Consider the following 19009-nt stretch of genomic DNA (forward strand, 5'->3'; position numbering starts at 1 on the left):
TTTTTACAATGATAGATATATTCGATCACATGAATATGACGACCTTAGAAAGGGGTTCAGGGTATGAAGAAACTAAAATTGATTCTGGCAGCAGCCCTTGTTATGACAACGCTTTCGGCATGCGGCGGCAACCAGAAGGCGGCATCGGGCGGAGACAGCGGTACGGAAGGGGACAGCAGCGCACCCATTACGTTAACCTGGTTTGACCAAAACACGGGGGATGCCTTCACCAATCCGGTTGCGCAAGTGATTACGGAAAAGACGGGGGTCACGGTTGAAATCCAGCAGCCTACGGGCAATCCGGTAGAGAAGCTGAACCTGATGCTGGCCAGCGGCGATCTTCCCGATGTTATTTTGATGAGTCGTGGAAGCGATATCATGAACAAATATATTACCTCCGGTGCGGTCATTCCGCTGAATGATCTGATCGAAGAACATGGACCTAATATTCAGAAAATGTACGGCGATACGCTGACCAAAACGAGAAGCGAGGACGGCAACAATTATTATTTCTCCAATTGGTACGGCCTGGAGCAGTACCCGGTGTTCGGATTCATGATGCGCAAGGACATCATGAAGGAGCTCGGCGTCGGCGATAAGATGGACAATGGGGAGCCGTTCACGGCGGAAGAATTCGAGGCATTGCTGGTAAAATTCAAAGAGAAATATCCGACCATCGACGGCAAAGAGAGCATTCCGATGTCACTTAATGGCGAGAATATCGGGAGCGTCAGCGGCAGCTTCAAAGGGATGTACGGCATCATGCCGTATTACGAAACGAACGGTGAGCTGAAGAAGGACATTCGCGATCCCCGCTACCTTGAAATGGTTAAATTCCTGAATTCCCTGTATCGCAAGGGGCTGCTCGATAAGGAATGGGCCACGATGAAGACCAAGCAGTACGAGCAGAAGCTGGGCAACGGCAACGTATTTGCCACGGCGGAAGCGCTGTGGAATGTGGGCAATGCGAATGCGCTGCTCAAAACCGAAGCCGCCGATAAGGCCACCGAGGACGAGCGCCAATTCTATCAATATAAAGTGCTGGCCCCGGGCGTGAAGCCCGAAGAGACAACCTACGGACCGAAGAGCTCTCTGGGCTGGGACGGGGTCACGATCAGCCGCTCCAACAAGGATCCGGTCAGAACGATGAAGCTGCTGGATTTCCTCGCCAGCGAGGAAGGCCAGTACCTGCTGATGTGGGGGGTTGAGGGCGAGCATTGGGATATGAAGGACGGCAAGCATGTGCCAAGACAGGAAGTGCTGGATGCTTTCAAGAAGAACTGGGACGAGGCCTCTCGTACGACCGGTATCCGCAAGTGGACCTGGATGATCAAGAACGGTCCCGGCGAGGACGGTACCCCGTATGACCTGATGGGCCGTTACCAAACCGATCCGGTCACGGATCTGGCGATTAAGAATCTGGCGGACACGTCCTTTGATACGGCACCTTATGACAATTTGGGACCTGCAGGCGGAACGCCGGAGGCCATCATGGAGACGAAGGTGAATGATACGATCAATAAATATTTTCTGAAGATGGCCCTGTCGCCTTCCGAGGATCAGGTGGTGGAGTCCTATAACCAGATGATGGCAGAGGTTGAGGCAGCAGGACTCGCCAAGCTGGAAAAGATCTATACGGACAACTACAACCAACGTCAACAATTATGGGATAAATAATCGTGCTGAGGGGAGTCAGAAGATGCTTCGTCTTTTGGCTCCCCTTTGCTCTATGATCCAACATCAATGCGCAGCGGAAGGATGATATTCAGTGACCATTCAATATCAAGAGTTGCATCGGGTCTTTGCCATTCAGACCCATCACAGCACTTATCTATTCGGGATTAACGACCAAGGCAGCTTGCAGCATCTGTATTGGGGACAGCCTGTCGGGGTGGAAGATGCGGCACGGCTGCTTCAGCCGAGATCACATAGCTCGTTCGACGCGGAAGTGCATTCGGAGGTAGAGGAATACAGCTTCTGGGGCGGAGTCAAATACAGCGAGCCCAGCCTGAAGGTCCGCATGTCTGACGGCGTGCGCGACCTGTCGGTTCGTTATGCCGGGCATGAAACGGTGGAGCGGGATGGCAGGCAAGCCCTGGTCATCACGACGAAGGACGACGTGTATCCGTTTGAGGTCCAGCTGGAATACCGGGTAATCCCTGAACATGACCTCATCGAGCGGACAGCCCGGATCATGAACCGCGGCGAGACGGATATCGTTCTGGAAAACGTGCAGTCTGCCGCTTGGGTTATGCCGTATCTGGCGGATTACCGACTCACGCATGTGACGGGAAAATGGTCCGGGGAGTTCCAGCTTCGGAACACCTTCCTCAGTGAAGGGAAGAAGGTGCTGGAATCCCGCAGAGGCTTTACGGATAGCCATGCCAACCCGTGGTTTGCGATGGATAACGGACAGGCGACGGAATCGGAGGGGCAGGTCTGGTTCGGCGCGTTGGCCTGGAGCGGGAACTGGAGAATCACGGCGGAGCGGACGGTGTTCGATCATGTTCGTGTGACCGGAGGCATTCATGATTTTGACAGCGAGTGGGTACTCGGAGCAGGTGAAACCTTTGATACCCCTTGCTTCGTTGGGGGGTACAGCAGCGGCGGCTTCGGCGGGATGAGCCGACAGCTGCACCGGTACCAGTATTCGGACGTGCTGCCGAGTGGTGAAACCAGGCCTGTGCTGTATAACTCCTGGGAAGCGACGTATTTCGATGTGAACGCCACCGATCAGATGGCCCTCGCCGAGCGAGCGGCACACATGGGCGTTGAACTGTTTGTTGTGGATGACGGCTGGTTCGGGCAGAGGAATCACGACCGAGCGGGGCTGGGCGATTGGTACGTGAACCGGGAGAAATTCCCGAACGGCCTGAGCGAGCTGATCGACAAGGTACATGAGCTCGGAATGGAATTCGGGATTTGGGTGGAGCCCGAGGCTGTCAATCCGGACAGCGATCTGTACCGTGAGCACCCGGATTGGGTGTACCATTTCGCGACACGGGAGCGGTCCGAGCTTCGCAATCAGCTGCTGCTGAACATGTCCAAGCCGGAGGTTAAGGCGTACATTCTGCAGTTTATGACCGACCTGCTGGAGAAGCATGACATCAAGTTCATTAAATGGGATATGAACCGGACGGTGACGGAGCCCGGAATGAAGGATCATCCGCTGCACCGCCAGAAGGAGATTTGGATTCGCCACGTACAGAGTCTGTACGAGATCTGGGCGGAGCTGCGGCGCAAATTCCCGCATGTGGCATTCGAAACCTGCGCCGGAGGCGGGGCACGTATCGACCTCGGCATCTTCCGTTATGCCGACCAATCTTGGCCGAGCGATAATACGGATGCCTTTGACCGCCACAGCATTCAGGAGGGCTTCTCGTATACGTATGCGCCGCGGATGATGACCTGCTGGGTAACCGAGTCGCCGACCGGCATGAACAAGAGAGAAGTATCTCTTAAGTACCGCTTCCACAGCGCCATGATGGGGACACTCGGTATCGGCGCAAACCTGAATGAATGGAGCGATGAGCTGATGGAGCAGTCGGCCGCGTATGTCTCGCAGTATAAATCGATTCGTCATTTGGTCCAATTCGGCAGCCAGTATCGGTTGTCATCGCTTCAGCATAAAGGGGTAACGGCCGTACAATATGGCAGTGAGGATGGAAGCGACAATGTGCTGTTTGCGTTCCTGCACAGCCAGAAGCTGGGCGAACCGCTGCCAAGATTGCGGCTTACAGGGCTGCAAGCCGATCAGTCGTATGCTATTGAGGGAGTGGAGGGCGAGTGGAGTGGCAGGGCTCTGATGAACATCGGAATTGAGCTGCCCTTGCGCGGGGATTTTGACAGCTTGGTTTATCGGATACAGATTCAAGAATAGATGCTGTCTACCGGAACGGAAACGCCGTGTGTCTTATAGACGATACGGCGTTTTTTTGCCGTTGACTTCTACGCTAACGGCAATGTTATCGTCGCTAGCCCTCTACTGTATATTCCATATCCTTCACTACATCGGATTGGCCGTCAAGCATGACAACGGTCCAAACATTCTTCGCCTCGGAATAATGAATCGATTTAACAAACGGCAATCCGATCGTGTTAAAGTGATCCAATGTCCTGATAATTACTTCTTGCTGAGTGAGTCGGGATGCTTCAGGCTGTTCGGTTTTGATGATATCTATGTTCTTAGCTGAAGCTTGGGCAGGATAGGAGGTTTCGATGCCGCCATCGAGTTCAATGGAAACTTTTTGACCTAACGCTATATTTTTCTTGGTTCTTATCCAAATCGCGTCATTTAATTCGGATTGTTCATCGTAATGGGTTACCAAGATCCTGTTCTCTTCTTGTTGAACGACATACCCGATATACTCAGGCTCAGGTTGATCCGCGCTATCACTGTTATTACTGCAACCACAGATAAGGATAGCCAATATCATGAAGACAAGCAGAGATTTGTTCATCGCTTTTTCCTCCTGAAAATAGTAAGGGCTAGTAGACGTGGTAAAGATCGAATTGGGTGGCGACGAGACTACCCCTTCCGGGTATCCCGATAATCGGAAGGGGACTTTCCCATGATTTTTTTGAACAGCCGCGAGAAGTAGTACGGGTCCTGGAACCCGAGCCGGTGGCTGATCTCCTTGATGCTCTGGCCGGTCAGGTCCAGATGCTGGCAAGCAAGCTGGATCTTGAGGCGCAGGTAGTAATCAATCGGGGAATAACCCGTCGCTTCCTTGAATCGGAAGGTGAAGTGAGGGACGGACAGATTGGCGTAAGCCGCAAGCTCCTTCAGGCTCACATTGCGCTCCAGATGCTCTGTCATGAAGCGCAGCGTCTCGTCCAGATCGTGCTTGTGCGGCAGTTGAAGGCCATGCTGGGGCTGAAGCCGGGCAAGCCGGATGATGGCCGCCAGGTGGCCCGCCAATTGCGAGACATGGATGATATGGTTCAGCGTATATCCCTTTTGCAGCAGATCATAACTCTCCTGGAAAAGCTCCACCATTCGCCGCGATTGATCGACCGGAATGACCGCCGGTTCCGCGGCGTCGCTGAAGCCTTCGTAATAATCGCCCGCAGATTGCCCTTTCATATGCCACCAGTAAATACTCCAGGGATGCTGCTCCGACGAAGCATACGCATGCGGAGTACCCGGCGGAATGACAACCACCTGGCCCTTAAGAAGCCGGACTACTTTATGGCCGTTCATCCGGCACCAGCCTTCTCCTTCCACGCAATACATAACGATGTAAGCCCCGCTGCCTTCCGGACGCTCCCGATAGTGATGAAGCGCACGCGGGAAATATCCGATGTCCGTCACATGCAGAGGCTGAACAAGCGGATGCCGGGCAGCTTCTTGCATAATACGATCCGGCAGGACGATAATTTTCTGGGATTGAAATCCGTCTGGTTTTCGTAAGGTATCCATAGTTCTACTATGATTCGGGGTCTGGTGTTTGTCAACCGTGTGGAATATGAAAAATCAGAATATAATCCATCATGAACATGAGATCGTCAATGGCTCTTGTGAACTCTGACTACTAAGATAGAAACAGAAGCAGCGGAGTTTACGAAATCGAAAGGGATGATGATCATGACACAGCCATCGCAAGTAAGGGTATGGGAGCAGACGGTGGAAATCCCCACGTATGAGGTGGGCAAGCCGGACCGCAACCCCATGTTTCTGGAGAAACGGGTATATCAGGGGAGCTCGGGGAGAGTATATCCGCTGCCTGTCATTGATAAAATTCACGATGAGAAGGTGCCCAAGCCTTACCGAATCATTTTCCTGGAGAATGATTATGTCCAGATCCAAATCATGCCCGAGATTGGCGGGCGGATTTACCGGGCCATCGACAAAACCAACAACTATGATTTTGTGTACTACAATCAAGTGATCAAACCGGCTTTAGTTGGACTTGCCGGCCCCTGGATTTCCGGGGGGATTGAATTCAACTGGCCTCAGCATCACCGTCCGAACACCTATGGGGAAGTGAATTGGAGGCTGGAAGGGAATCCAGACGGCAGCCAAACGGTATGGGTCGGCGAGATCGATCGAATGTACGGAACGAAGGTGTCCACCGGGTTCACGCTCTATCCGGGGAAGGCTTATCTGGAAATTCATGCGCAGATGTATAATCGCACCTCGGAGCCGCAGACCTTTCTCTGGTGGGCGAATCCGGCCGTGGCCGTCAACGATCACACCCAGTCCGTATTCCCGCCGGATGTTCATGCGGTGTTCGACCATGGGAAACGGGATGTGTCGAAGTTCCCGATTGCGACGGGCACCTACTATAAGCAGGACTATTCCGCAGGCGTGGACATTTCCAAGTACCGCAACATCCCGGTACCTACTTCCTATATGGCCTATCATTCGGATTACAATTTCGTGGGCGGGTATGATCATAGCTTGGATGCGGGAATTCTGCATGTCGCCAATAAACATATCTCCCCCGGCAAAAAACAGTGGACGTGGGGTCACGGCGAGTTCGGCCAAGCCTGGGACCGCAATCTGACCGACGAAGACGGTCCGTACATCGAGCTTATGACCGGCGTATACACCGACAACCAGCCGGATTTCACCTGGCTCGCGCCTTACGAGGAGAAGAGCTTCAAGCAGTACTTCATGCCGTATAAAAACATCGGCATGGTGAAGAATGCTTCCATCGATGCGGCTGTTAACCTGGAAGTCCAGGGCAAGCAGGCGGTTGTACATGCCTATGCCACCTCGGTCAGGGAAGAGGCTCGCATTCTATTGACGGGAGGGGGACGGACGTATTTGGACCGTAAGGTCAAGCTGTCCCCTGCCGATACCTTCAAGAGCGTGATCGAGCTGGATCACGATGTGAATGAAGAGAATTTGAGGCTTGCGGTTATTGCTGCGGACGGCAGCGAATTGGTGTCCTACCGACCGAAGCCGCGCGGATTGGAGCGAACTCCGGACCCGGCCCAAGCGATTAGTGCACCGGAGGAATTGAAGAATACCGAGGCCCTTTACTTGGCAGGGCAGCATCTGGAACAGTACCGGCACGCCACTTATGAACCGGAAGCCTACTATACGGACGGACTTCGGCGCGATGCGGGGGATGTGAGGCTGAACAACGCCTACGGATTGCTGCTGCTGCGCAGGGGCTGCCTGGAGCAGAGTGAAGCCTATTTCAAAAAAGCCATCGAGACCTTGACTCGCCATAACGCACGTCCGTATGACAGCGAGCCGTTCTACCATTTGGGCAAAGCCCTGAAATGGCAGGGGCGTCTTGATGAAGCATACGCTTATTTTTACAAGTCTGTCTGGTCGGGAGCCTGGCAGGGTGCGGGTTATCTGGCATTGGCGCAGATTGCCTGCGAGAAGCAGGAGTATGAGGAGGCGTTCGAGCTAATCGAACGATCCCTGGCTGCCCAGTACCGGAATTACAAAGCGCGCCATCTCAAGAGCATCATCCTAAGAAGGCTGGGACGCTTGAGCGAAGCGGAACTGTGGCTTCAGGAAACCATCAAGCTGGATCCGATGGATGCGGGTGCGAGAAATGAGCTGGTAAATGTATATCGAGAACAGAAGCAAGAGGATACCAGTCAGCGTACTTTGGAGTCGCTCTTCCAGCTTATGCGTGACGATCCGCACCACTATATCGCCCTTGCCCAGGATTATGCGGATGCGGGGCAGTATGGCGATGCCTTGGACATTCTCAAATTTATCGAACGCCGTACCAGTCCTGCGGTATATCCGATGGTTCATTATTATCAGGGCAGCTACCACATGAAAATGAACCAAGAGGAAGAGGCATCCGCCTCTTATCGAATGGCCTCTGCGGCCGATTCGTCCTACTGCTTCCCGAATTCCCTATATGACTATGTAACATTGAAGCAAGCGCTCAAGGTTCATTCTGATGATGCCAAGGCGTTGTATTACCTAGGGAATCTGCTGTATGACAAGAAGCGCTATGAGGAAGCCGTAAGCAGTTGGGAAGCGTCAGTCGCTCTGGATGACAGCTTCCCTACGCCGCAGCGGAATCTGGCGCTGGCTTACTATAACAAAAGGCAGGACCACGCCCAGGCGCTGGCATCCTTGCAAACCGCGTTCTCGCTGAACCCGGCGGATGCCAGAGTCTTCTACGAGCTGGACCAGTTGTATAAGAAGTTAGGGCATGCCCCGGCTGATCGCTTGAAGGCGATGGAGGAGCACATGGAGCTGGTAGAGCTGCGCGACGATTTATATCTGGAGTATATTACGCTGCACAACACGTTGAATCGTTACGAGGAGGCATTGGCATTGATTCTGAAACGTCACTTCCATCCATGGGAGGGCGGTGAGGGTAAGGTGCCGACGCAATACGTACTGGCTCGGGTAGAGCTCGCGAAGGGCCTGTTGATGGAGCATCGATATGAGGAAGCCGTGACGCATTTGCTTGCAGCCAAGCAGTATCCGCTCAACATCAATGAAGGCAAACTCACGGGCGCGCAAGAGAATAACATCGACTATTATTTAGGCTGTGCGTACGAAGGTATTGGTCGACTGGAAGAGGCGAAGATATACTTCCAGCGAGCATCCGAAGGGCTGGATGAACCGACAAGTGCGTTGTATTATAACGATCAGCCGCCGCACATGATTTTTTATCAAGGGGCCGGGCTAAGACAGCTGGGCAGAGAGCTTGAGGCGCGGAGTCGCTTCAACAAGCTGATTGATTACGGGGAGAAGCATATATTCGAGCCGCAGAGCATCGATTATTTTGCGGTATCGCTGCCGGATTTCCTCGTGTTTGACGAGGATCTGAACAGAAGAAACGAGATTCACTGCCATTATATGATGGGCCTTGGCTATCTCGGCCTAAATAAACGGCAGGATGCTGAGAAGCACTTGGGGCAGGCGCTCAAGCTGGAGCCTCATCATCAAGGAGCGGCGCAACACTTGGCGCTGTGCTCGGCTTCCATCTAATTGTGTTCGGACGCCCTCCAGGTGTGCCCGTGCTACTCGCCATGTGTGCGAAGGGACAATACGCAAAGATGTACAAAATCAAGGACCGTATGGTATACGGTCCTTGAGCATTTGTGTTGTGTTTTTCAAAGGTTATATGGAAGGAACGAAGAAGGATGACCATGTTGATCTGGAGCCAAGGGAAGCTGGATGGATATGAGGTATGGACAGGAAGCACTGGGGTTATGGAACTGGTTATGGTGCCTGAACTGGGAAGCAGGGTAATCTCGCTCCGCAATTGCAGAACCGGACGGGAGTGGTTGACGCAGCCAGCCGGAAAGCTGGAAGCGAACGAATATGCAAGCTCCTTCGGAGATCGGGACGGCAGCGGCTGGGATGAGATGTTTCCGACGATCAATACATGCCGGTACCCTGCATTCCCATGGAAGGGAACTGAGCTCCCGGATCACGGCGAGGTATGGTCCATCCCGTGGGCGGTTCACTGCGAGCAAGAGCAGCTTCATTGCAGCGTACAGGGGATCCGAATGCCTTACCAACTGCGCAAAAGATATTCCTTCGCCAGCGAGGACTGCCTGCGGATCGATTATGAAGTCTGCAATCCGAGCCAATTTCCGTTCTCTTTCTTATGGGCGGCCCATCCGCTATTTCAGATTGAAGAGGGGATGGAGATGATGGTTCCCGAAGAGCTGACCGAGATGATTGTATCGTATTCCGCCCAAGGCCGATTGGGCATAACCGGCGATGTCCTGAAATGGCCGCAGCCACTGGAGGAGAGAGTGGATATCCGCTTGGATCGAACCTGCAGCCGGCATGAGCAATCAGCAGAGAAATATTATTTTGCGGGAGAGCTGCCCGAGGGCAAGGTTTCACTCTATGATCCCCGGACTGAAGAAGGCATCCGCTTGATGTTCCCTCCAGAGAAGGTGCCGTACTTATCGGTGTGGGCGAACTATGGCGGTTACCAAGGGCAGTATCATCTGGCGATTGAGCCTGCTACGGGGCTGCTTGACGACCTTTCGTATGCGATGGGTCATCAGGCGGCAGCGGAGGTACCGGCGGGCGGCACGTATACGTGGTATCTTGAGATTTGCTGGATATGATGGCTGAAGAAATAGGATATCTTGCTCTTGAGTGAGGATGCTTTCACGATTTCATTCGTAAGATAATTCACGGATTCGTTGATTGGGGTTATCGGTATATAAGCCGCCATGATAACAGATCACGTTATGAATATCATAGTGAGTGAGCTTCTGTAAGGAAAGCTTGGCTAACGCCAAGTCAGAACTGGCTGCCGGGTCCGGTCCCAGCAGCTGACCGTCTCTAACGTTCATTGCGTCTGCGGCAATCAAGGTTTTGCTCGGTCGGTGATACAAGCTGGTATGACCTGGGGTGTGACCCGGAGTGTGAATAACTATGATGCCGCCACCTAGCGGAAGTTCCTCGCCATCGTGCAGGATACTGTTCACTTCCGCTTGGGGAGGGTTCTCAAGAGTATGCCTAAAAGCGTTCTTCCACTCCGGCGGAACGGCGGCAGGAAGCGAAGCCAGCGCTTGTGTTATGGACTCAGGAGATAATTTGACAAGTCTCTTGTCCCCTTCGATGTAAGGCTTCTCTATTTCGCTGGCGAACACTTCAGGTGTGCGGTTGCTGTTACGAATTACATCCGGCAAACTGCCGATATGATCCAGATCCTGGTGTGATATAATGATTTTGGTTATATCCTGAACGGATACTCCGCAGCTCGATAGCTGCTCCTGAATAAGCGCGAACTGTCCGGGATAGCCGGTATCGATGAGAACCAGATTCTGATGATCCCATATCAATGTCGGATGGATCGTTTCGATTCTTCCCATCATCGCGGCGGAAATTTCCAGCATTTTGATGCCTTGATTGATTAGCATATCTACATACCTCCACTATTAAGGGATATCACCTATCCCTATTTCATCTTCCAGAGAAGTTTAAGCAGAAGTAGAATATCAAATCAATATAATTGTGTAAATAGTAAATATTTTATCATAACATATATAAATTAATTTGTCAATATTTATTTCGTGATTGCTTTCAGAATGGGGAGTTTGTTGGATGCTTGTTTCCATATTTAAATTACTAGTAATAACTTCGCCTATTTTAATATCGGGGATAATAGAATACGCGATGTCCAAAGAAAGTGAGAAACGAATGTTAAGTTTTATCATAAAGGCGTACGTGGATGGCTTGAAAATACTTGGTAAACCGCTAGTGTACGTTTTACAAAAAACAGAACTGCTGCTCAATCGGAAGGAAATGATCCGTTTTTCTCTTGTTGTGCTTGCAATCTTATTCTTTATCGGCGTGTTCAGAGTTGTAGAGGGGTTAAACTCAGGAATTGACCTTACCATATTAGCTGAAGGTCTGACGATTTGTTCGGCCGCGATCAGCTTTATGCTCGTTTTGGATAGCGCTAAACGAAATAAGGAAACGAAGAAACAAAATGAAGACTTGATGCTTCGAAATACGGAGCTTCTGGAGGAAATCCAACAAATGCTAAAGGATCGTAACCATGCTGGGTAGCGCAATAAGGCTGTATCAGTCATTTATCACCCCATTGCGTCACTTAACCTAACATCATTTAACTATTGAGGAATATGTAATTGCTGGTATAATCCTTGAAAAGAGAAACGCGGCGACCAAGCGAATAAAAAGGGGAGGAACAGCAATGAACACGACGATTGAACTGAATAATGTAACCTGGAGACGGGAACAGAAGACCGTTCTTACAGGCGTGGATTGGACGGTACAGCAAGGAGAGCATTGGGCGGTTCTTGGGCTGAATGGCTCCGGCAAGACAACGATTTTGAATATGATTAACGGGTACATCTGGCCGACTAGCGGGACTGTTTCGGTGCTCGGGAATCTTTTTGGCAGAGTGGATTTAAGAGAATTGCGTAAATCGATAGGCTGGGTTAGCTCCTCTCTGCAAGAAAGAATCCGGCCCAGCGAGTCTACGCTCGATGTCGTGATTAGCGGTAAACATGCATCGATCGGTTTATACCAGAAGGTTGATGAAGCGGACCGGGAACAAGCGGAGCAGCTGATGAAGGATTTTCATTGCATCCATTTGCTGGGCCGTACCTATGAAACCTGTTCGCAAGGGGAGAAGCAGAAGCTGCTGATCGCCCGTGCGCTTATGGCATCCCCAAGACTGCTGATTCTGGACGAGGCCTGCAACGGACTTGATTTTCTGTCGAGGGAAGCGCTGCTGTCGAGTATCACTGCACTGGCATCAAAACCCGATGCACCGACTTTGCTGTTCGTTACGCATCATATTGAAGAGATTCTGCCGATTTTCTCGCACTCCTTGCTCATTCGCCGGGGCAGTGTATTTGGCAAGGGGCCTTCCAAGGATATGCTGACAAGCGACAATCTGACTTCGTTCTTCGAGACACCGGTAGAGGTGAGCTGGCAGAATGATCGTGCCTGGATGTCCATTCCGGATTTAAAATAAAGAGGTGTTGAGCACGCTGCGATATTCATGACCAGGGGGAGTGGATGGGGTGCCAAGTCAAATCATATCGGATCCAAGGCTGTTCAATCAGCGGATAACAGGCACGAAGTATGAGAGTCCGGAGGCAGCAGTCAGAGGACTCGGGGCTGTGCAGGCACAGGATTATCATCAGGCAGTGTGGGGGATCGGGCTGCGTACGCAATCTGCGAGGCTGTATGATGTGGAGCAGGCGGTGCTGGATCGCAAGATTGTGCTGACCTGGCCGATGCGCGGGACGATATTCTTCGTACCGGCTGAGGATGCTAAATGGATGGTGAAGCTGACAGAATCGCGCCTGTATTCCAACGACCAGAAAAAACAAACGGAGCTTGATCTGGATGCAGCCACCATGAACAAATGTAAAAATGTTCTGTATGAAGCCATGAAGGACTGTACGCCCGTCTCCCGTCCCAGATTGATGGAGCTGCTGGAGGAAGCGGGAATCAGCACAAAGAATGGCCGCGGCTATTATATTCTTGGGTATTTGGGGCGAAGCGGCATGATCTGCTTCGGCCCGCTTGAAGGCAAACAGCAAACCTTCGTGCTGCTGGACGAATGGGTACGCAATTCCAGAGAGCTTACATACGAAGAATCATTGACGGAGCTTGCGCTTCGATATTTTACTGGTCATGGGCCTGCAACGATTCAGGATTTTGCATGGTGGAGCGGTCTGACGCTGACAGAAGCTAGACGGGGCCTGGATATGATTAAACCCGAGCTTCGATCTGTCCATGTGCATGGTACGGAATACTGGGTTTCAGCCTCTGGTCCGCCGGTGTCTGGGGATACCCATTCGGTTGTTCTGCTTCCGGGATTCGATGAATATTACTTGGGTTACAAAGACCGCAGCGCAATCATAGAGACCGAGCACGATCCCAAGATCGCCCCCCATCGCAACGGGGTTTTTCAACCGTTGATGGTCATAGGCGGGGAAATCGTCGGCGTGTGGAAGCGGGAGATCAAACGCAGCGGCATCGAAATCACATTAAACCCGTTCGCACCGATAGGCGATCTGGAAGGGAAGTTCATGGAAGCCGCCAAGGATTATAGCGATTTTATGGGACTGCCGCTTACAAGAACAGAACTGAATCAATCTCTCTAAGCTTGTTGGCCGAGAGGAGTTTTTAAGGAGGAAGAGAAAACATGGAATCGATATTGAAGCTGGACGAATTAATTGCTGACATGACGGAGATTGTAACCGCCACGAGCGAGATGGAATTTAATTTGAAGCTTTCGCCTGATAAATGGTCCAAAAAGGAGATCCTGGGCCATTTATGCGACTCGGCGGTTCATAACCATGTTCGGTTCGTGAAAATTTTGCTGTCCGAGTATCCCATTGCCATTCAGGGGTACGCACAGAACGACTGGGTTCAGGTGCACGATTACCAGAATCAGTATGATCCATCGGAAGTTTTGTCGCTGTGGCAGCACCTTAACCGGATGATTCTGCGAGTGATGCGAGCAGCCGAGACCTCCGATTTTCAAAAAAAGTGCGTGCTCCCGGACAAAACGGAGGTTACGCTGGAGTGGTTGTTTAACGATTATGTGGATCATCTGATTCATCATCTGGAACAAATCGAGGCATAACCGCAGCCGCGGGGTTAGCGTGCACATGATAAATGGAAGGTATCTTGTAAGTTCAGGCGCTGAATGTGCAGCCTTAGGATCTGTTGTTGTTAACGTTTTGGATTTAGGCATGGAGCGATTGCCCGTTGTTCAATTGCACGAAGCATTTATTGCTCGACCTAAGAAGGCTGTCAACGTCTGTAATCGGACGGGGGCAGTCTGTTTCTATTGGATGCAAGCCTGGATTAAAAGACGAATTAAAGTTGCGTCCATTAGACAACAGGGGTGATATGATGGAGTGAATGCCTAGGCATATGCTCCAGCGCTGCTGGATCTCGTCCCGTAACACGGGCAATGGCAAGGCTTGCGCATCATATTCAACCTGAAGGTGAGGGAGATAAACTCATGACAGTAAAGATCGGTATGATTGGTTTGGATACATCGCATGTCTCCATTTTCTCGAAAATGCTGTTTGACACAGACCATCCATATTACGTTCCCGGCGCACGGATAACGGCAGCTTTTCCCGGTGGGTCGCCGGACTTTGAGCTTAGCATGAGCCGGGTGGAGGGATATACGAAGGAACTCGCTGCATGGGGAACCGAGATATTGGATCGTCCGGAAGACGTGGCAAAACAAGTCGATGCCGTGATGCTGGTAGCGGTTGACGGAAGGACGCATTTATCCTTGTTTCGTGCGATTGCTCCGTATTGCCGACGGGTATTTATTGACAAACCGTTTGCGGTGACAAGTAAGGATGCCAAGGAAATGATCGAACTGGCCGAGCGGTTTCAGGTGACGGTGATGAGCAGCTCGTCCCTTCGGTATGCCCAAGGGCTTCAGGATGAACTGGCCCGTTGCGGGGAAGGGGATATCATCGGGGTAGATTGCGCGGGACCGCTTCCCCTTCAGCCCACACAGCCGGGATTGTTCTGGTATGGCATTCACGAGGCTGAGATGCTGTACAGAGTTCTCGGTACAGGGTGCGAAAGTGTACATACTGCTGCAACGGAGTTCCATGACGTATTAACAGCAGTTTGGAAAGATGGGAGAATCGGGACGATTCGTGGCAATCGTGCAGGCAATGATCGCTTCGGGATCACCATTCATCGTACAGAGGTCAGCAGTTTTGTGGACATCATGGAGCATTCCAAACCGTACTACGCGAGTCTGTTGGACCAGATCATGCAGATGTTCACGACAGGTGTATCGGGTGTTCCCTTATCTGAAACTCTGGAGATCATTCGTTTTCTGGAGGCGGCGAATGTCTCCCGCGAAACCGGAGAAACGGTGAGGCTGGATGGTTATAACATGGCGTAACATAGGCATGACATATGTCGATGTCCGTTAGTGTACTTTCCAGTAGAACCTATTCCTATTCGGTACCGCTAATTGTATGATGGACAGACCAAGGGCGTTTGCCCCAAGTTTTTAGCAGAGAGAGGTGGATACGTGACATATCATATCCGGGTGAGACCGACGGCCCTGGTCTTTCAGGACGAGCAGATTCTATTGGTTGAATATGATGACGAGAACGGAGTCCATTATAATTTGCCCGGGGGAGGAGCCGAGCCGGGAGAGTCGATTGTGGAAGGCGCCTTGAGAGAATTGTACGAGGAAACCATGTTGGAAGCTGAGGCAGGACCTGTCGCGTTTGTGTATGAAAATGCCCCGCATAAGCAAGTACGCCATAACATATCGGATATTCATACGTTGTATATCATTTTTGAATGTTATCCGCTAGAGGGGGCGTTCCCTAAACTTCCACCTACGCCGGATCCGAATCAATCCGATGTGAAATGGATACCGCTTAGCCAGCTTGACGGCATTATTTTATATCCTAATATCAGGAATCACATCAAGCAGTACGCTCAGGAGCGTAGAAATATCGAGATCATTGAGGATTATATGTTGGATAAATATGTATGAGCCAGACGAACCGGGAGAACGTAAATGAAATCACCTTATAAAATGATCGCCTTGATCCTTCTAATCGGATACACCATTTTGCTGGGTTATTGGATGCTCTGGGGCTTCGGCCGGACCGTACGTCATGAATACAGCTATAATCTGGTTCCGTTCTCGACGATGGTCACCTATTTTCCTGTTCGCTCGACGAGCTCGATCATTAATATTATGGGGAATATCGCTGTGTTTGTGCCTTTTGGCGTGCTGCTCCCGCTCCTGTTTCGGCTTCGTTATCTGAAGATGCTGGGTGTCTTTGTAATCGGGTTGTTCCTGCTCGAAATGGCACAGCTGATCACACGGAGAGGGAGCTTCGATGTCGATGATTTTATCTTGAATTCGCTAGGGGCTACGATTGGTTACGGGCTGCTGCGTATCAGTATGAAATGGAGAGCCAGGTAGCGGCATATTTTAGATAGAAAACCCGATCGTTTATGATAAGGAGCAGAACGGCTTCACTACGGTGATTGTTCGATGAGAAGCTGGAGTTTACAATGATATCAGGGATTGGGGAAATATGTGCGGGAAGGTAAGGCATCCGTGAGAGATTCTGTGTTCAGCAAGCTGACTGAGGCATAAAGTGTACATAGGACTAAAGGATGGTGTAGAGAGCTTTTTTATCAAGCATGGAGAGCAGGCCAGTTATCATAAGGAAGGACTGAACACCTATGAATCATAAAACGATGGGCATGATATTTATCTGCATATCCGCCTTTTTGTATGGAACCCGGTATATCGCAGCTGCCATATTCGGATCGAATGTCTCGTCATGGAACAAAGAGATGTATGAGGCGATGTTAAGTTATGTAGGAAGAGGACCGTTGATATTAAGTATAATTAGCCTGACCATCGGTATTTTGTGTTTCATGGGGCCTACGATTCGTCGATGGCACGAGCAGGATCTCAGAAAAATCAAGAGCAACTGGAGAGAATTTGATCAGCCTAATGATAAACGAAGGGTTCAAAAAATAAAGCGTTGAGTTGTTTGAGGTTCTTAACGTTGAGGGGGGAATGGGATGAACGACAACCAAGTGGCTGGCTTTTGGATCCGACTTGGCGCAAATATTCTGGATGGATTGATTATTGGACTTCCTTTATCCATCATTGCAGGCATAATCACAGGGGATTATGAGAATGAGCCGATCAGTAATTTGATTTATGCTCTATACGGCCTTCTAGTGCCGGTGTATTGGAATGGTTATACCATTGGGAAGCGCATATGCCGCATTCGCATTCGAAAGTTCGATTTTCTTGAGCCGCCGGGCATTGGAACGATGCTGCTCCGAAACCTCGTAGCAGGAATCGTGTATGCGTTAACGCTTGGCATCGGAATCATTGTGAGCATTTTTATGGTGGCATTGCGTGAGGATAAGCGTTCCCTTCATGATTTTATTGCGGGTACGGAAGTTGTACACGACTAGGGAAACAGGGAGATTATGAACCATGCGAGTAGGGATTAACCGCAGGTTGATGTTTGCGCTGCTTGTAGCCATGACGTTGTCTTCGGGATGTTATGATCATCAGAGGTCGGGCGAGTCATTTTATACAGAAAGCGTGAGCGAAGAAGAACGTCCGGGACAAGAAGCCGATTATCGGGAAGTTCCGTACTCTCAGCTCTTATACTCCAAAACCGCCCCAGACTTTACGTGGGAGTATCGCACAGAAGAGCACCTTGATCCGGAAATTGAGAAGCTTTACGAGGATGGAATTCATCTGGCTCCCGGAGGATGGGTACTCAAGGAAACGAATGAGGAATTCTATATGTTGATTAGCGGGGGATTCCTTCCGACGTCCAAAGGGTTTCGGATTACGTCGATTCAGATGGCTGGCGAACAGAAAGGGAACGATAAGAATCACCTTTATATCACTTTGGAACCTCATCAGGGCGATGGCACGAAGAATTACCCCGGCGATGCCAGCATTACGTCTCTGATCAGCATCCCCAAATCAGGACTGCCCGCAGGGGCTGCGATTGATGGAGTTTCCATGAATGGGGTTGAGTAGATATCGAAATGATGATCAAAGGCATTGTGTTTGATATGGATAATACGCTGCTGCATTCAAGCATTGATTTTGGAGCCATGAAACGTGAGATCTATACATTTTTATGCGACCACCGATTGTTGCCCGCAGGTCTTAGCTTGGACCTTCACACAACCTCTACCGTCATTGCAGAAGCCATGAACACGGGTTTGCTGTCGGAAGAGCTGAGTAGCGAGATGTGGGATATTGCGAAAAAACATGAAATCCAAGGGATGATCGGAGCCCATCTTGAGGAAGGGTCCATGGAACTCATCCAGCAGCTGCACGGGCAGCTGCATCTGGCCATTGTGACCAATAACGCTTTAGAAGCGGCGATGGCGGCACTGAACGAGAACAGGATCGCTCATTATTTCGATCTTATTATCGGCAGAGAAGCCATGGGCTCATTGAAGCCTGCACCGGACGGTTATCTGCAGGTACTAAAGCATTTTTCGCATACGTCGCCTAAGGAATGGCTGTCTGTGGGAGATGCATGGGTTGACGGCAAGGCCTCCGAGAGTGCTGGAATGCCGTTCATTGCTTATCGTGGAGACGGAGCGAAAATGAACAGCATGGATGTTGCTCCGTTTGCGCAAATTCAGGATATACGGGAAGTTCTCGGTTTTCTTCAGCCGCTAGGAAAGGATTGAGGTCATTCGCAGGGCAGGCATTCTGTCAGGTATGTTGACCGAGGTTACGTGATGAGAAGATATGTATCCCACTTGTCTCTTGTTTTATTTGTCTGCATTACGCTGTTCACGTTGTACAGCTTCCTGTTTCCGTTTGTGGCGGGCAGTCCGTTTCAGGGACTATGGTTCGCTGCGATTCTTCTGTTGTCGCCCGTAGGTATCCTGCTGGCGCTTGTAAGCAAATATCGCGGCAGTCTCTCGCGAATCGGTATCACAGCCATTGCTGGACATTCGATGTTATTGTTATTTCTGGTTCTTTATATGACACTGGGTTATCTGATCCTTGGGGTCTAAATCATATTAATATGAAGCAAT

At 50.7% G+C, this 19009-nt stretch carries 19 protein-coding genes; 16 read left to right on the forward strand and 3 right to left on the reverse strand.

The window, feature by feature from the left end; translation table 11 throughout:
- The first annotated feature begins 63 nt into the window (after positions 1 to 63).
- Both PGL02S_RS05075 and PGL02S_RS05080 read left to right on the forward strand, forming a co-directional pair.
- Positions 64 to 1677 carry an ABC transporter substrate-binding protein gene (locus PGL02S_RS05075; RefSeq protein WP_036641764.1) on the forward strand — a complete coding sequence of 538 codons (1614 nt, stop codon included), beginning with the start codon at positions 64 to 66 and terminating at the stop codon, positions 1675 to 1677.
- 91 nt (positions 1678 to 1768) lie between these two features.
- Positions 1769 to 3880, forward strand: coding sequence for an alpha-galactosidase (locus PGL02S_RS05080; RefSeq protein ID WP_036641767.1), 2112 nt, complete (start codon positions 1769 to 1771; stop codon positions 3878 to 3880).
- A 94-nt stretch (positions 3881 to 3974) separates the two neighbouring features.
- On the opposite strand, the gene PGL02S_RS05085 is transcribed toward PGL02S_RS05080, so the two are convergent.
- The gene (locus PGL02S_RS05085; protein WP_036641769.1) at positions 3975 to 4460 is read right to left on the reverse strand and encodes a DUF3221 domain-containing protein; all 486 of its coding nucleotides are present in this window, start codon (positions 4458 to 4460) and stop codon (positions 3975 to 3977) included.
- A gap of 68 nt (positions 4461 to 4528) precedes the next feature.
- A complete protein-coding gene (locus PGL02S_RS05090) occupies positions 4529 to 5422 on the reverse strand; it encodes an AraC family transcriptional regulator (protein ID WP_036641771.1) in 894 nt (297 codons plus the stop codon).
- A 165-nt stretch (positions 5423 to 5587) separates the two neighbouring features.
- Between PGL02S_RS05090 and PGL02S_RS05095 the strand changes: the two genes are divergently transcribed.
- Positions 5588 to 8926 carry a DUF5107 domain-containing protein gene (locus PGL02S_RS05095; RefSeq protein WP_036641774.1) on the forward strand — a complete coding sequence of 1113 codons (3339 nt, stop codon included), beginning with the start codon at positions 5588 to 5590 and terminating at the stop codon, positions 8924 to 8926.
- Positions 8927 to 9081: 155 nt separating this feature from the next.
- Positions 9082 to 10026: an aldose epimerase family protein gene (locus PGL02S_RS05100; protein WP_306765999.1), complete on the forward strand. Its 945-nt coding sequence runs from the start codon at positions 9082 to 9084 to the stop codon at positions 10024 to 10026.
- A gap of 51 nt (positions 10027 to 10077) precedes the next feature.
- Here PGL02S_RS05100 and PGL02S_RS05105 read toward each other — a convergent pair whose 3' ends face one another.
- On the reverse strand, positions 10078 to 10827 hold the full coding sequence (locus PGL02S_RS05105) for an MBL fold metallo-hydrolase (RefSeq protein WP_036641779.1): 750 nt from the start codon (positions 10825 to 10827) through the stop codon (positions 10078 to 10080).
- A 307-nt stretch (positions 10828 to 11134) separates the two neighbouring features.
- Between PGL02S_RS05105 and PGL02S_RS05110 the strand changes: the two genes are divergently transcribed.
- From PGL02S_RS05110 to PGL02S_RS05165, 12 genes are all read left to right on the forward strand, one after another.
- Positions 11135 to 11479, forward strand: coding sequence for a hypothetical protein (locus tag PGL02S_RS05110; protein WP_155984621.1), 345 nt, complete (start codon positions 11135 to 11137; stop codon positions 11477 to 11479).
- Between the two features lie 145 nt (positions 11480 to 11624).
- Positions 11625 to 12413 carry an ABC transporter ATP-binding protein gene (locus tag PGL02S_RS05115; RefSeq protein WP_036641783.1) on the forward strand — a complete coding sequence of 263 codons (789 nt, stop codon included), beginning with the start codon at positions 11625 to 11627 and terminating at the stop codon, positions 12411 to 12413.
- A gap of 49 nt (positions 12414 to 12462) precedes the next feature.
- Entirely contained in the window at positions 12463 to 13554 is a 1092-nt protein-coding gene (locus PGL02S_RS05120; protein WP_036641785.1) for a winged helix DNA-binding domain-containing protein, read from the forward strand.
- 41 nt (positions 13555 to 13595) lie between these two features.
- A complete protein-coding gene (locus PGL02S_RS05125) occupies positions 13596 to 14039 on the forward strand; it encodes a DinB family protein (protein ID WP_006211544.1) in 444 nt (147 codons plus the stop codon).
- Positions 14040 to 14423: 384 nt separating this feature from the next.
- Positions 14424 to 15338: a Gfo/Idh/MocA family protein gene (locus tag PGL02S_RS05130; protein WP_036641789.1), complete on the forward strand. Its 915-nt coding sequence runs from the start codon at positions 14424 to 14426 to the stop codon at positions 15336 to 15338.
- A 132-nt stretch (positions 15339 to 15470) separates the two neighbouring features.
- Entirely contained in the window at positions 15471 to 15947 is a 477-nt protein-coding gene (locus PGL02S_RS05135; RefSeq protein ID WP_036641791.1) for an NUDIX domain-containing protein, read from the forward strand.
- A gap of 24 nt (positions 15948 to 15971) precedes the next feature.
- On the forward strand, positions 15972 to 16385 hold the full coding sequence (locus tag PGL02S_RS05140) for a VanZ family protein (RefSeq protein WP_036641793.1): 414 nt from the start codon (positions 15972 to 15974) through the stop codon (positions 16383 to 16385).
- A gap of 266 nt (positions 16386 to 16651) precedes the next feature.
- Positions 16652 to 16963 (forward strand): hypothetical protein, encoded by a 312-nt coding sequence (locus PGL02S_RS05145; RefSeq protein ID WP_036641796.1) that lies wholly within the window; start codon positions 16652 to 16654, stop codon positions 16961 to 16963.
- 36 nt (positions 16964 to 16999) lie between these two features.
- Positions 17000 to 17404 carry an RDD family protein gene (locus tag PGL02S_RS05150; protein WP_006211537.1) on the forward strand — a complete coding sequence of 135 codons (405 nt, stop codon included), beginning with the start codon at positions 17000 to 17002 and terminating at the stop codon, positions 17402 to 17404.
- A gap of 22 nt (positions 17405 to 17426) precedes the next feature.
- A complete protein-coding gene (locus PGL02S_RS05155) occupies positions 17427 to 17987 on the forward strand; it encodes a hypothetical protein (protein ID WP_036641798.1) in 561 nt (186 codons plus the stop codon).
- Between the two features lie 8 nt (positions 17988 to 17995).
- Positions 17996 to 18655: an HAD family hydrolase gene (locus PGL02S_RS05160; protein WP_235187422.1), complete on the forward strand. Its 660-nt coding sequence runs from the start codon at positions 17996 to 17998 to the stop codon at positions 18653 to 18655.
- A gap of 51 nt (positions 18656 to 18706) precedes the next feature.
- Positions 18707 to 18988, forward strand: a complete 282-nt coding sequence (locus PGL02S_RS05165) for a hypothetical protein (RefSeq protein ID WP_036641799.1) — start codon at positions 18707 to 18709, stop codon at positions 18986 to 18988.
- The last annotated feature ends 21 nt before the right edge of the window (positions 18989 to 19009 follow it).

Origin of the sequence: Paenibacillus glucanolyticus NBRC 15330 (assembly GCF_004000885.1) — a bacterium.
Taxonomy (GTDB): Bacteria; Bacillota; Bacilli; order Paenibacillales; family Paenibacillaceae; genus Paenibacillus_AQ; species Paenibacillus_AQ glucanolyticus.

Bases quoted from the DNA above. Each gene is read 5' to 3' on its own strand.
- PGL02S_RS05105 (WP_036641779.1), bottom strand. From the start codon at position 10,827: ATGCTAATCAATCAAGGCATCAAAATGCTGGAAATTTCCGCCGCGATG.
- PGL02S_RS05125 (WP_006211544.1), top strand. From the start codon at position 13,596: ATGGAATCGATATTGAAGCTGGACGAATTAATTGCTGACATGACGGAG.
- PGL02S_RS05090 (WP_036641771.1), bottom strand. From the start codon at position 5,422: ATGGATACCTTACGAAAACCAGACGGATTTCAATCCCAGAAAATTATC.
- PGL02S_RS05085 (WP_036641769.1), bottom strand. From the start codon at position 4,460: ATGAACAAATCTCTGCTTGTCTTCATGATATTGGCTATCCTTATCTGT.
- PGL02S_RS05160 (WP_235187422.1), top strand. From the start codon at position 17,996: ATGATGATCAAAGGCATTGTGTTTGATATGGATAATACGCTGCTGCAT.
- PGL02S_RS05095 (WP_036641774.1), top strand. From the start codon at position 5,588: ATGACACAGCCATCGCAAGTAAGGGTATGGGAGCAGACGGTGGAAATC.
- PGL02S_RS05165 (WP_036641799.1), top strand. From the start codon at position 18,707: ATGAGAAGATATGTATCCCACTTGTCTCTTGTTTTATTTGTCTGCATT.
- PGL02S_RS05075 (WP_036641764.1), top strand. From the start codon at position 64: ATGAAGAAACTAAAATTGATTCTGGCAGCAGCCCTTGTTATGACAACG.
- PGL02S_RS05150 (WP_006211537.1), top strand. From the start codon at position 17,000: ATGAACGACAACCAAGTGGCTGGCTTTTGGATCCGACTTGGCGCAAAT.
- PGL02S_RS05100 (WP_306765999.1), top strand. From the start codon at position 9,082: ATGACCATGTTGATCTGGAGCCAAGGGAAGCTGGATGGATATGAGGTA.
- PGL02S_RS05145 (WP_036641796.1), top strand. From the start codon at position 16,652: ATGAATCATAAAACGATGGGCATGATATTTATCTGCATATCCGCCTTT.
- PGL02S_RS05155 (WP_036641798.1), top strand. From the start codon at position 17,427: ATGCGAGTAGGGATTAACCGCAGGTTGATGTTTGCGCTGCTTGTAGCC.
- PGL02S_RS05130 (WP_036641789.1), top strand. From the start codon at position 14,424: ATGACAGTAAAGATCGGTATGATTGGTTTGGATACATCGCATGTCTCC.
- PGL02S_RS05140 (WP_036641793.1), top strand. From the start codon at position 15,972: ATGAAATCACCTTATAAAATGATCGCCTTGATCCTTCTAATCGGATAC.
- PGL02S_RS05115 (WP_036641783.1), top strand. From the start codon at position 11,625: ATGAACACGACGATTGAACTGAATAATGTAACCTGGAGACGGGAACAG.